We start from the raw sequence: 11844 nt of genomic DNA, 5'->3' as shown, positions 1-11844 counted from the left end.
ACGAGCCTACCGCCGCGCTCCGGAGGCTAGCGCCCGTCCCAGCGGGCCACCCGGAGATCCACCCGGGGCTCGCCGCCGACCAGCCGGAGCGGGGTGCCCTCGGTCCGGTACTCGGGCAGCGCCCGGTGCTCGTGCCCGGGCAGCGGGCGGCCGTCCGCCCGGACCACCCGCCACCAGGGGACGCCCGAGCCGTACAGCGCCATCACCCGGCCGACCTGCCGGGGACCGCCCCGGCCGAGGTACTCGGCGACGTCCCCGTAGGTCATCACCAGGCCGGGCGGGATGCGTTCGGTCAGGTCGAGCACCGACTCGGCGTACGGCGGCAGCTCGTCGGCCGGCTCAAGGTTGGTCACCTCCGGCATCCTGCCAAAACCGGACCGGTTCCGGCACCATCCGGTCGATCCGGGCACTCCCAGGGAGGGATTCGGCGCGCCCGATGTGGCCCCTGTCCGGCAAGGGGCGACCCGGCGTGCCACCATCTTCGGGGCGGTGAGTGGTGATACGAGGACAAGACCAGATGACCGGGACGGTAGAAGTGGACGTGGACGAGGGCCCGGACGGGTCCGCCACCGCATCTCCCGGCCCGCACCCACCGTCGTTGACCAAGGGGGACGAAGGAGTGGCCGAGGAGCCACCGAACGGCGACCACCTCGCCGTGGACGAGCCGCTGCTCGCCGCCCGGGCGCACCGCCCGTCCGACCTGATCCGCTTCCTGGCCGGGCTCATCGGCATAGTGGCGCTCTTCCTGGTGGCCCGCTTCGCGGTCTCCACCACCTCCGGCCTGGAACACGACATCGCGATCAACGCGGTCCGCATCCCCAGCTGGCTGACCACGGTCGCGGGCCTGGTGTCCAGCATCGCGGTGCTGGCCGTCCCGCTCTCCTTCGCGGTCGAGCGGCTGATCAAGCGGGACGGCCTGCGGGTGGCCGACGGCGTGCTCGCCTCGGTGCTGGCGTACGGGACCTCGCTCGGGGTGGACTGGTGGGTCGCCGCCGGCGCCCCGGAGACCGTCCGCACCGCGCTCACCCAACTGCCCCCGGGCGGCGAGCCGGTGCTGACCGACCCCGTGCACGGCTACCTCGCCCCGGTGATCGCCTACATGACGGCGGTCGGCATGTCGAGCCGCCCGCGCTGGCGGGTGGCGCTCTGGTCCGTGGTGGTGCTCAGCGGGCTGACCGAACTGATCAGCGGGTACACCACGGTGCTCTCGCTGATGCTGACCGTGCTGATCGGCTGGTCGGTCGCCTACGCCACGCTGTACGCGATCGGCTCGCCCAACATCCGTCCGACCGGGCAGCACCTGATGATCGGCCTGCGCAAGGTCGGCTTCGCCCCCGTCGGTGCGCACCGTGCCCCGGACGCCCCGGGCGGCACCCGGCGGTACTACGTCGAACAGCACTCCGGGCCACCGCTGGACGTGCACATCATCGACCGCGAGCAGCAGGCCTCCGGCTTCTTCTACCGGGCCTGGCGGCGGCTGCGGCTGCGCTCGGTCGCGGTCCGCCGCAGCCCGCAGTCGCTGCGCCAGGCGCTGGAGCAGGAGGCGCTGATCGCGTACGCGGCCACCGCCTCCGGCGCCCGCGCCCCACAGCTGGTGGCCACCTCCGAGCTCGGCCCGGACGCCGCCATCCTGGTGTACGAGAAGCTGTCCGGCCGACTGCTGGACGAGCTCTCCGACGAGGAGATCACCGACCAGGTGATGGCCTCGCTCTGGGAGGCGGTGGACGCGCTGCACGAGCGCCGGATCGCCCACCGCCGGCTGACCGGCGAATCGCTGCTGGTGGTGGACGAGAAGACCGGCTACCTGGTCAACCTGTCCGGCGGCGACATCGCGGCCGGCGACCTGACCCTGCGGATCGACGTCGCCCAGCTGCTCACCACCTTCGCGCTGCGGATCGGCCCGGAGCGCTCGGTGGCGGTCGCCAACGGGGTGCTCGGCGCCGACCGGGTGGCCGCGGCGCTGCCGCTGCTCCAGCCGGTCGGGCTGAGCCGCTCCACCCGGATCGACCTGTCCCGGCTGAACAAGGAACGCAAGTCCGCCGCCCAGGCACTGGCGCTGGCGCAGGTCACGGCGGGCGAGCGGACCCAGCAGCAGGCCGAGGAGGACATCGCGGCGGCGAGCGAGGACCTGCTCAGCCTGCTCCGCGGTCAGATCCTCCAGGTCGTCCCGGAGGCCCCGCTGGCACCGGAGAAGATCGAGCGGCTCAAGCCGAAGACCGTGATCACCGTGGTGGCGCTGGCCTTCGCGGCCTACTTCGCGCTGACCACCATCAAGCCCGAGCAGTTCAACCTGGACCGGATGAACTGGGCCTGGGCGGCCGCCGCCCTGGCGGCGGCCGCGCTGACCTACGTGGCCGCCTCGATGAGCCTGACCGGTTTCGTGCCCGAGCGGCTGCCGTTCAAGCGGACCGTGGCGGCCCAGGTGGCCGGCTCGTTCGTGAAGCTGGTCGCGCCCGCCGCGGTCGGCGGCATCGCGCTGAACACCAGGTACCTGCAGAAGTCCGGCATCCGTTCCGGCCCCGCGGTGGCCAGCGTCGGTGCCTCCCAGCTGGCCGGGCTGGGCGGGCACCTGCTGCTGCTGTTCGTCTTCGGCCTGGTGACGGGCAGTCAGAAGCAGGGCAACGAGGGCGCCGACAAGGCCGTGATCATCGCGATCCTGACCGCGGCCGTGCTGGCCCTGGTGATCGCGGCGGTCGGCCCGCTGCGGCGGTTCGTGGTGACCAGGGTGCGCTCGCTGTTCTTCGGCGTGGTGCCCCGGATGCTCGACCTGATGCAGAGCCCGACCAAGCTGCTCACCGGGTTCGGCGGCATCGTGCTGCTCACCCTGAGCTTCACCGCCTGCCTGGACGCCTCGATCCGGGCCTTCGGGTACTCGATGAGCTTCTCCGCCGTCGCGGTGGTCTTCCTGACCGCCAACGCGGCCGGCTCGGCCATCCCCACCCCGGGCGGCATCGGCGCGGTCGAGTTCGCCATGATCACCGCGCTCACCCTGAGCGGGGTGGCCGCGCCGATCGCCACCTCGGCGGTCTTCCTGTACCGGGCGCTGACCTTCTGGCTGCCGGTGATCCCCGGCTGGTTCTGCTACAACGTCCTGCAACGCCGGGGCGCGCTGTAGCACGCCGAAAGGGGCGCGGGGCCAGTGGCCCCGCGCCCCTCGTCGTACCCGAGGTCTAGTAGACCGGCTTGTGCGGCTCGATCTGGTTCACCCAGCCGAGCACACCGCCACCGAGGTGGACCGCGTCCGAGAAGCCCGCCGACTTGAGGACGGCCAGCACCTCGGCCGAGCGGACGCCCGACTTGCAGTGCAGCACGATCTTCTTGTCCTGCGGCAGCGTCTCCAGCGCGTTCCCCATCAGGAACTCGTTCTTCGGGATCAGCACGGCGCCCGGGATGCTGACGATCTCGTACTCGCCGGGCTCGCGGACGTCGACCAGGAAGATGTCCTCGTCCTCGTCCTGCCAGGCCTTGAGCTGCTTGGAGGTGATGGTCGAGCCCGCGGCCGCGGCCTGGGCCTCCTCCGAGACGACGCCGCAGAAGGCCTCGTAGTCGATCAGCTCGGTGACCGTCGGGTTCTCACCGCAGAGCGCGCAGTCCGGGTCCTTGCGGATCTTGACCTGACGGTAGTTCATCTCCAGCGCGTCGTAGATCATCAGACGGCCCACCAGCGGCTCGCCGATCCCGGCCAGCAGCTTGATCGCCTCGGTGACCTGGATCGAGCCGATCGAGGCGCAGAGCACGCCGAGCACGCCGCCCTCGGCGCAGGACGGCACCATGCCGGCCGGCGGGGCCTCGGGGTAGAGGCAGCGGTAGCAGGGGCCGTGCTCGGCCCAGAACACGCTGGCCTGGCCGTCGAAGCGGTAGATCGAGCCCCACACGTACGGCTTGCCGAGCAGCACCGCGGCGTCGTTCACCAGGTACCGGGTGGCGAAGTTGTCGGTGCCGTCGACGATCAGGTCGTAGCCGGAGAAGATCTCCATCACGTTGTCGTTGTCGAGGCGCTCCTCGTGCAGGATCACGTTGACGTAGGGGTTGATCTCCTGGACCGACTCCCGCGCCGACTCGCCCTTGGAGCGGCCGATGTCGGACTGGCCGTGGATGATCTGCCGCTGCAGGTTCGACTCGTCGACGACGTCGAACTCGACGATGCCGAGCGTGCCGACACCGGCCGCCGCCAGGTACATCAGGGCGGGCGAGCCGAGACCGCCGGCGCCGACACAGAGCACCTTGGCGTTCTTCAGCCGCTTCTGCCCGGCCATCCCGACATCCGGGATGATCAGGTGGCGGGAGTACCGGCGGACCTCGTCAACGGTGAGCTCGGCGGCCGGTTCGACCAGGGGTGGCAGCGACACGGGGACTCCGATGGTCGTCAGTTCGGGCTGGGCAGGAGGCACCATCCGGTGACTCAGCTACGCCAACAGTGTCACTCGGCCGGGGTATTCCGAGACAGCAGGTCCGATGGGTGAGACGGTCGGCGCCGGATGCTGGGACCACCCCCCGAACGCCCAACTCCCCTGGTGGGCGGCGGTCAGACCCGGCAGGCCGTCTCCAGCCAGATGTCGCCGAGCGACTCCTCCAGCGGCACCTGTGTCCGCCAGCCGAGACGGTCCCTGGCGGTCCGGACGTCGGCCTGCCGCCACTGCACCGGCTCACCGCCCGGGCGGTGCGGCGGGTGGTCGTGCCCCGTCCCGAGTGCTCCCACCCCGAGCTGCCCCGGCAGCACCGCCACCCGGGCGTCCTCGCTGATCGAGCCCTCGAAGCCGGCCGCCCGCACCAGCAGCTGCGCCGCGTCCCGGGCCCGGACGGCGTGGCCGCTGCCGATGTTGATCACCCCGGTGGCGGCCGAGACGGCGGCCGACTGGATCGCCCGGGCGACGTCCCGGACGTCGACGAAATCCCGGTATCCGGACAGGTCGGGCATTCGGACCTGGTGCTCCTCCTGCTCCAGCGCCCGGCGCAGCCCCTCCGCCAGCCGTCCGAACAGCGAGGCCGCGGGCGACCCGGGGCCGACCACGTCGAAGACCCGGAGCACCGCCGCGTCCAACCCGGAGGCCAGCACCAGCTCCGTCCCCGCCAGCTTGGAGACCCCGTACGGGCCGGACGGCCGGGGCTCCGCGCTCTCCGGGACCGGCACCCCGCTGGGCATCGGCCCGTACTCGGCGGCGGAGCCGACGTGCACCAGCCTGGCCGGCTCCCGGCTGCGCCGGATCGCCTCGCAGACGGTGGCCACCGCGAGCGTGTTGGACCGGATCAGCGACCGTGAGCTGCCGTACGTCGCCCCGGCGCAGTTGATCACCGCCTGCGGGGCCACCGCGTCCAGGAACCGGGCCAGCGCGCCGGGACTGCCCGCCGTCAGGTCGAAGCGGATGTCGGCCGAATCGCGTCGGCCGAGCACGGTGACCTGGAGGTCCGGTTCGACCAGCAGTCGTTCGGCGACCCGACGGCCGATGAAGCCGTCGGCGCCCAGCAGCAGCACCCTCATCAGGGGGTGTCCTTCCACGAGATACGGACAGGGGTTGGGGAGCGGCGGTGCGCGCCCGGCCGGCCCAGCACCAGCCAGGCGTACGGCAGCAGCAGGGCGGCGGCCGAGCCGCAGGTGAACAGTTGGGCGGTCTCCGGCCGCCACCGGGCGACCGTCGTCAGCAGCAGACCGGCCGAGCCGGCCGCCAGCAGGGCGGCCACCGCCGGGGTGCCCCGGCCGCAGCGCAGCAGCACCGTGGCCGGGAGCAGCAGCAGGCCGAGCGCGGCCTGGCCGGCCCACTGCGGACCGTCGGCCCGCTGCACGGCCTGGTACAGCAGGCCGCCACCCGGGCCCGGGTCGACCACGTCGAGCAGCAGCAGGCCGGCCAGGCCGAGCCCGGCCGTCGCCAGCAGTTGCAGGCCGGCGGCCACCGGCAGCGCGGGCCACATCCGGGCCCGGAATTCGGCCATCGTGCGGGCCGCGCCGAGGTGGCTCCAGGCCACCTGCCGGAGCCACCCGGTGGCCCACTCCACCGCACCGGCGGCGGTCGCGGCGGCCACGCCGAGCACCGCCCCGGCCGGCCCGCCGGCCGTCACCGGCAGCACCACCAGCAGGGCCACCCCGACGCCGTGGCCGGCCCGGTGCAGGACCGTTCCGCCTGATCCGGCGTCAGCCGACGGGTGGTCGGAGCGCGCGGGCGGGCGGGCCGCCGCCCAGGCCAGCCAGCCGCCGCAGAGCACGGCCAGCGGCCCCCGGGCCACCGACGGCAGCAGTGCGGCACCCCCGGCCAGCACCGCCGCCGGCAGCCCGTGCCGGACGGCGCTGCGCAGCGCCTGCCAGGACCGCTGCCCGCGGCGCACCGGCGGCACCGGCACGGGGGCGGTCGGCAGGCGGCGCGGGACCCGGGCGTACAGCTCCTCGGCCAGCGAGAACACGTCGGCGTGCCGGCAGCGGGCCGCCTCGGCCGGGCCGAACCCGGCGTCCTCCAGGGCGGCGGCGATCTCCAGCGCGTCCACGGCCTGCTCGCACGAGGTGCGGTGACGCTCCATCAGCTCCCGCACCGGATCCACCTCCCGCCCGGTCATCAGACGGCCTCGGCCACGGCGTCGGCCGGCCCCGCCACCCAGTACTCGGCGGGCCGGGCGAACGGGCGGGCGGCCGTCTTCGCCGCCGCCGGGAAGGCGGGCCAGCGGGACACCAGCTCCAGGTAGACCTCCCGGAAGGCGGTCACCACCGGCTCCACCGCGAACCGCTCCTGCGCCCGCAGCCGCCCGGCCAGCCCGAGCCTGGCCCGCCGCTCCTCGTCGCCGAGCAGGGCCAGGCAGGCGGTGGCCAGCGCGGCGGGGTCACGCGGCGGGACCAGCAGACCGGTCGGCCCGACCACCTCACGGGCCACCCCGACCTCGGTGGCCACCACCGCGCGGCCGCTCAGCATCGCGTCCGCCAACAGGCGCGGGCTGCGCTGGGCCAGCGCCGAGAACACCACCAGGCTGCCCGCCGCCCAGACCTCGGCCGGGCCGCCCTCGGGCCTGCCCTCGAACGAGACCGCCGCGTCCACCCCGAGCCGCTCGGCTATCCCCCGGCAGTGCGCCAGGAAGCCCGGTGCCCCCTCCTCGCCGTACATCCGCAGCCGGGCGGCGGGCAGCTCGGCCCTGATCCGGGCGAAGGCGTGCAGCATCAGCGCCGGGTCGCGGCCCGGCTCCAGCGCCCCGGCCCAGACCAGCACCGGGCCTTCCGGCTCCGGCCCGGCCGCCGCCCGGGCCACCGCCGGGGTGCCCTCGTGCACCACCCTGATCCGGGCCGGGTCGGCCCCGCAGCGCTCCTGCCAGTGCCGGTCGTAACCGCTGCCCGGGGTGAGCACCGCGGCCTGCTGGTAGGTCTCCTCGGTCAGCAGCCGGAAGAAGGCGATCAGCAGCGCGCGGACCGGCCAGCGGTACGGCGCGGTGCGGTAGCTGCGGTACTGCTCGCGCAGGTGCAGCCCGTGCTCGGTGATCACGAACGGGACCCCGTGCAGCTCCTTGGCGACCAGCGCGGGGAGCGCGGCCGGGCCGCCGCCCACCACGTGGCACAGGTCGGCCGAGCCGAGCCCCCCGGGGCCGGTGCCGTACCAGGGTGCGGAGAGCGGCCGGAGGCACTGCTCCAGCAGGTCCGCCGCCACCAGCACGTCTCTGACCTGCGGCTGGCCCGCCGCCGTCTCGGCACCGGGCGAGCGCCAGACCTGCTCCAGCACCCGCTGGGCCGGGCCCGAGGCCAGGAAGGCCGGCAGCGCGCCGTCCTCCCGGCCGAGCGCGGCCAGCCGGTGCAGCGCGGGGCCGAAGGACTCCCGCTCGCCGGGTATCACCAGCGAGCGGATCAGCGTCCGGTACGCCTGCTGGTAGGACCGCCGCCGGTGCAGCGCGGGCCCGCGCCCCTTCGGCCGCCGCCCCCAGAGCGACAGCTCGGCGACCGGCACCGGCCCCTCGACCGGCCCGCCGCCACCACCCAGCAGGTAGAGCCGGAACTCGTGCTCCGGCAGGCCCTCGATCAGCCGCCCGCACCAACTGTCGACACGCTGTGCGTACGAGCTGGCACCCTCGGTGAGCAGAGCAATGCGCACGACGACCTCCAGAGCAGAGCGGTTCCCTTGACCGGGTGCGGTACCGCCGCGGCCTCAGCCGGCGTACCGGTAACTCGGAACGGGCTCCGGCGGGCTGCGCCGCACCGCTCGACACCCTGCGCAGCCGCGGACGCCTGCTGCTCCCCCACACCTGTTCGGTCCGACAGCACGAAGGTAGAACGAAACGCGGACAGGCCATCGGCCACCGACCCGGCTGCCACCTGAACGAGTGAAACCGCGTGACCTCGGCCGGGGTCCGCCGTTCTCCGGCCGTCCGCCGCCCCGTCGGCTCCGGGCCGTCAGCTCTCGGCCAGCAGCTCCCGCACCGAGCGCGCCACCAGCTCGGGGTGCTCCAGCATCGCCACGTGCCCCGAGTCCGGCAGCACCAGCAGCCGGGCGTCCGCGAACTCCGCGCAGGCCCGCCGGGCGGACCGGTACGAGACCAGCTTGTCGCGCAGCCCGTACACCAGCAGCACCGGCGCCTTCACCTGCGCCGCCTGCCGCCAGAGCGACTGCTCGCCGCGCTCGGTGTACGCCGCGACGATCCCGCGCGCCGACCCGGCCAGCGCCGACAGCGCGTACGGCAGCCCGGCCCGGCGCCGGTACTCCGCCACCGCCCGGTCCCACTGGGCGGACGGCACCGCCGCCGGGTCGCCGTAGACCAGCGCGAGCAGCTCCCGGGTGGCCTGCTCGACGTCGCCGCCGGGGCTGCGGGTCCGGCCCAGCAGCGCCGGGACGCCGGGCACCGCCAGCAGGCCGGTCGGCCAGGCGGTGCGCTGCGGCGGCAGCTCGGGCAGCGCGGGCGAGATCAGCGTGAGGCTGCGCACCAGGTCGGGCCGGAGCGCGGCCAGCCGGACCGCGACCGCGCCGCCGAGCGAGTTGCCGAACAGGTGCACCGGGCCGCGGCCGGCCGCCTCCAGGTACCCGATCACCGCCCGGACGTGCCCGGAGACCGACAGGTTGCCGTCCTGCGGCGGCGCCGACCAGCCGAACCCGGGCAGGTCCACCGTCTCGGCCGCGAGTTCACCACCGAGCTCGGCGATCAGCTCGGTCCAGTTGTCCCCGGAGCCGCCGAGCCCGTGCACGAAGAGTGCGGGCGGCAGGCCCTCGGTGCCCGGCCCGGGACCGCGTACCGCGAGGACCGCCCCGGGGACCCGGACGGTCCGCTCCGGCCCCGCGTCCCCGGCCGCCACCTGCTGTTCAGTGCTCATGAGGCACGATCGTAGTGAGCCCGACCGCGTCGGCCCAGCCTCCACGACGTCTCAAGCTCTGGACAGCGCAGGTGAGCCCCGTATTGTGTGCTTCCGACAAGGGGGTCCGGGTGCATTTCTCGCGCTCGCCCGGCGCGGATCGGGTTACCCAAAAGTAGAATCAGTCACCTTGCCAGCAATGCCCGGCACACCCGTCCCAGTGGGCGCTGCCGCAGACCGTGAAGTGAGGAGCGCCCGTGACGGCCGTCCAGGAGGCGCAGGAGCGCCCGCGTGGTGCCCGCCTGCCGCGCAGCGCCCGCCGTGAACAACTGCTCGGTGCCGCGCAGGAGGTGTTCGTCGCCCAGGGCTACCACGCCGCGGCCATGGACGACATCGCCGACCGCGCCGGGGTCAGCAAGCCGGTGCTCTACCAACACTTCCCCGGCAAGCTCGAGCTCTACCTCGCCCTGCTCGACAAGCACTGCGACGCCCTGGTGGAGTCCACCCGCGAGGCGCTCACCACCACCACCGACAACAAGCTGCGGGTGGCCGCGACCATGGAGGCGTACTTCAACTACGTCTCCAGCGAGTCCGGCGCCTTCCGGCTGGTCTTCGAGTCCGACCTGACCAACGAGCCCGCCGTGCGCGAGCGGGTCGAGCGGGCCGCCGACGCCAGCGCGACGCTGGTCAGCCAGGTCATCGCGGAGGACACCGACCTGCCCGAGGCGGAGTCCAAGCTGCTCGCCGTGGGCGTCTGCGGCCTGGCCCAGATCACCGCCAGGTACTGGCTCTCGCAGGACCTGGAGATCCCCCGCGACGCGGCCGTCAAGCTGGTCGCCAGCCTCGCCTGGCGCGGCCTCAAGGGCTTCCCGATGCACCCGGGCCAGGAGTCCTCGGACGCTTCCGCCGAATAGGCGATCAGCGGACCTTCGCCGTTCGGCGGGGTGGCTGGTCTAAGGTGAAGCCGTACGGCGCGAAGCCCGCGAACAGCGGTTCGAGCGTGTGGATGGCTGCAACCCGGAGGGACGGAAGCCGTGGAGGTCAAGATCGGCGTGCAGAACGCGCCCCGAGAGATCGTTCTCGAGAGCTCGCAGACTGCCGATGAGGTCGAGAGCGCGGTCACCAAGGCGCTGGAGGGCACCTCGAAGCTCTTCACGCTGACCGACGAGCAGGGCCGCCGCGTGATCGTCCCGGCCGAGCGCCTGGCGTACGTGGAGATCGGCGAGCCGAGCGTCCGCAAGGTCGGCTTCGGCAGCTGACGCAGTCCGGCAGTACCCGAACGGCCGTCCCCGGACAGGGGGCGGCCGTTCGGCTTGGGTGGGCGTACCGACCGGGGCGGCGGGGTATCCGATGGGGAACCCCCTGGGAGGCAACCCGTGGTCCTCGAAACGATCGCCTTCGCGCTCATCGGCCTGGCCGTCGGCTTCGCTGCGCTGATGCTGCTGCCCGAGTACTTCCCCGCCGCCAGATCGCTGACCGTGGCGACCGCGGTGGTCGCCGCCCTGCTCGGCGGCGTCATCTCCCACTACGCGCTGGGCGACCAGCTGCCCGCACTGGCGCTGCTCTTCTCGGCGGTCACCTCGGTGCTGCTGGTCTCGGTGCTCGCCCGCCCCGACCTGCTGCCCGGGACGGGGCGGCACCGGCACGCCTAGGTCACCGCTAGGAGGCGAGCCCGAGGGCGGCCATCCGCCGGGTGTGCGCCTCGGTGATCCGGTTGAACATCTTGCCGACCTCGACCAGGTCGAAGCCCTGCACCTCGGCGCCGCCGACCAGCAGGTTGGAGAGCGCGTCCCGTTCGGCCACCACCCGCTGGGACTGGCTGAGCGCCTCGCCCATCAGCCGCCGGCCCCAGAGCGCCAGCCGGCCGCCGACCCGGGGGTCGTCCTCGATCGCCTGCCTGATCCGGTCCACCGCGAACTGGGCGTGCCCGGTGTCACCGGAGACCCGGAGCACCAGGTCCCGGGTGTCGTCGTCCAGCCGGGCGGCCACCTCACGGTAGAAGTCGGTCGCGATCGCGTCCCCGACGTACGCCTTGACCAGGCCCTCCAGCCAGTCGGCGGGCGCCGTCATCCGGTGGAACGCCTCCAGCGGCTCGACGAACGGGGTCATCACGCCGGTCGGGTCGGCACCGACCTCCACCAGCCGGTCGTGCAGCAGCTGGTAGTGCTGGTACTCGTGGGAGGCCATCCTGGCCAGCATCGCCTTGTCGACCAGCCCGGGCGCGAACTTGGCGTCCTCGGCGAGCCGCTCGAAGGCGCTCAGTTCGCCGTACGCCAGGGCGCCGAGCAGGTCCAGCACGGCGGCCCGGTAGTCCGGGTCGGCCGAGCGGACGGCCCAGCCGCCGATCGAGGCGGGCGGGTCGGAAGCGACGGAGGTGACGGATGCGTCCAGCGGGGTGCCGTCGTCGGCTGCCTGAGTGCTCATTGCGGTCACCCTATCGCCCGCGCGGCGGGCCTCCCGGTACGGAGTAGGGCACGTCACGTGTTCGAGTCGTCGCCTGACTGTATGGTGGTAGGGAAGCTCGATGTATCCCGGTGGCACGTGTTGGTGCCGCGTACGGACACCGGGCGTTCACGTACGCGGATGCCCGGTCGGAGACC

The 11844-nt window shown here is 73.6% G+C and carries 11 protein-coding genes; 4 read left to right on the top strand and 7 right to left on the bottom strand.

The window, feature by feature from the left end:
* Positions 1 to 26: 26 nt before the first annotated feature.
* A complete protein-coding gene (locus tag ACIRPK_RS08125; protein ID WP_403034664.1) occupies positions 27 to 362 on the bottom strand; it encodes an MGMT family protein in 336 nt (111 codons plus the stop codon).
* A 155-nt stretch (positions 363 to 517) separates the two neighbouring features.
* Between ACIRPK_RS08125 and ACIRPK_RS08120 the strand changes: the two genes are divergently transcribed.
* Positions 518 to 3115, top strand: coding sequence for a flippase-like domain-containing protein (locus ACIRPK_RS08120; protein ID WP_403034661.1), 2598 nt, complete (start codon positions 518 to 520; stop codon positions 3113 to 3115).
* Positions 3116 to 3170: 55 nt separating this feature from the next.
* On the opposite strand, the gene moeZ is transcribed toward ACIRPK_RS08120, so the two are convergent.
* The 5 genes from moeZ to ACIRPK_RS08095 all read right to left on the bottom strand — a co-directional run bounded on the left by moeZ (position 3171) and on the right by ACIRPK_RS08095 (position 9265).
* Complete coding sequence (moeZ, locus tag ACIRPK_RS08115) at positions 3171 to 4349, bottom strand: adenylyltransferase/sulfurtransferase MoeZ (RefSeq protein ID WP_403034659.1); 1179 nt, start codon at positions 4347 to 4349, stop codon at positions 3171 to 3173.
* A 176-nt stretch (positions 4350 to 4525) separates the two neighbouring features.
* Positions 4526 to 5479 carry an NAD-dependent epimerase/dehydratase family protein gene (locus tag ACIRPK_RS08110; RefSeq protein ID WP_403034656.1) on the bottom strand — a complete coding sequence of 318 codons (954 nt, stop codon included), beginning with the start codon at positions 5477 to 5479 and terminating at the stop codon, positions 4526 to 4528.
* Positions 5479 to 6519 carry a hypothetical protein gene (locus ACIRPK_RS08105; RefSeq protein WP_403034653.1) on the bottom strand — a complete coding sequence of 347 codons (1041 nt, stop codon included), beginning with the start codon at positions 6517 to 6519 and terminating at the stop codon, positions 5479 to 5481. The genes ACIRPK_RS08110 and ACIRPK_RS08105 overlap by 1 nt, the downstream gene beginning before the upstream one ends.
* Positions 6520 to 6542: 23 nt before the next feature.
* A complete protein-coding gene (locus ACIRPK_RS08100; protein ID WP_403034650.1) occupies positions 6543 to 8054 on the bottom strand; it encodes a DUF3492 domain-containing protein in 1512 nt (503 codons plus the stop codon).
* A 299-nt stretch (positions 8055 to 8353) separates the two neighbouring features.
* Complete coding sequence (locus ACIRPK_RS08095) at positions 8354 to 9265, bottom strand: alpha/beta fold hydrolase (RefSeq protein WP_403034647.1); 912 nt, start codon at positions 9263 to 9265, stop codon at positions 8354 to 8356.
* Between the two features lie 236 nt (positions 9266 to 9501).
* Here ACIRPK_RS08095 and ACIRPK_RS08090 point away from each other — a divergent pair, with 236 nt between their 5' ends.
* The 3 genes from ACIRPK_RS08090 to ACIRPK_RS08080 all read left to right on the top strand — a co-directional run bounded on the left by ACIRPK_RS08090 (position 9502) and on the right by ACIRPK_RS08080 (position 10896).
* Positions 9502 to 10158 (top strand): TetR/AcrR family transcriptional regulator, encoded by a 657-nt coding sequence (locus tag ACIRPK_RS08090; RefSeq protein ID WP_184914576.1) that lies wholly within the window; start codon positions 9502 to 9504, stop codon positions 10156 to 10158.
* A 120-nt stretch (positions 10159 to 10278) separates the two neighbouring features.
* Complete coding sequence (locus ACIRPK_RS08085; protein ID WP_403034644.1) at positions 10279 to 10503, top strand: DUF3107 domain-containing protein; 225 nt, start codon at positions 10279 to 10281, stop codon at positions 10501 to 10503.
* A gap of 117 nt (positions 10504 to 10620) precedes the next feature.
* Positions 10621 to 10896, top strand: coding sequence for a hypothetical protein (locus tag ACIRPK_RS08080; RefSeq protein WP_403034641.1), 276 nt, complete (start codon positions 10621 to 10623; stop codon positions 10894 to 10896).
* A gap of 7 nt (positions 10897 to 10903) precedes the next feature.
* On the opposite strand, the gene ACIRPK_RS08075 is transcribed toward ACIRPK_RS08080, so the two are convergent.
* Positions 10904 to 11668, bottom strand: coding sequence for a ferritin-like fold-containing protein (locus ACIRPK_RS08075; RefSeq protein ID WP_403034638.1), 765 nt, complete (start codon positions 11666 to 11668; stop codon positions 10904 to 10906).
* Positions 11669 to 11844: the final 176 nt, after the last annotated feature.

Origin of the sequence: Kitasatospora sp. NPDC101801, from assembly GCF_044766665.1 — a bacterium.
Classification (GTDB): domain Bacteria; phylum Actinomycetota; class Actinomycetes; order Streptomycetales; family Streptomycetaceae; genus Kitasatospora.
This window is presented reverse-complemented; position numbering and strand designations above follow the sequence as displayed.

Bases quoted from the DNA above. Each gene is read 5' to 3' on its own strand.
- ACIRPK_RS08125 (WP_403034664.1), bottom strand. From the start codon at position 362: ATGCCGGAGGTGACCAACCTTGAGCCGGCCGACGAGCTGCCGCCGTAC.
- ACIRPK_RS08120 (WP_403034661.1), top strand. From the start codon at position 518: ATGACCGGGACGGTAGAAGTGGACGTGGACGAGGGCCCGGACGGGTCC.
- ACIRPK_RS08110 (WP_403034656.1), bottom strand. From the start codon at position 5,479: ATGAGGGTGCTGCTGCTGGGCGCCGACGGCTTCATCGGCCGTCGGGTC.
- ACIRPK_RS08095 (WP_403034647.1), bottom strand. From the start codon at position 9,265: ATGAGCACTGAACAGCAGGTGGCGGCCGGGGACGCGGGGCCGGAGCGG.
- ACIRPK_RS08075 (WP_403034638.1), bottom strand. From the start codon at position 11,668: ATGAGCACTCAGGCAGCCGACGACGGCACCCCGCTGGACGCATCCGTC.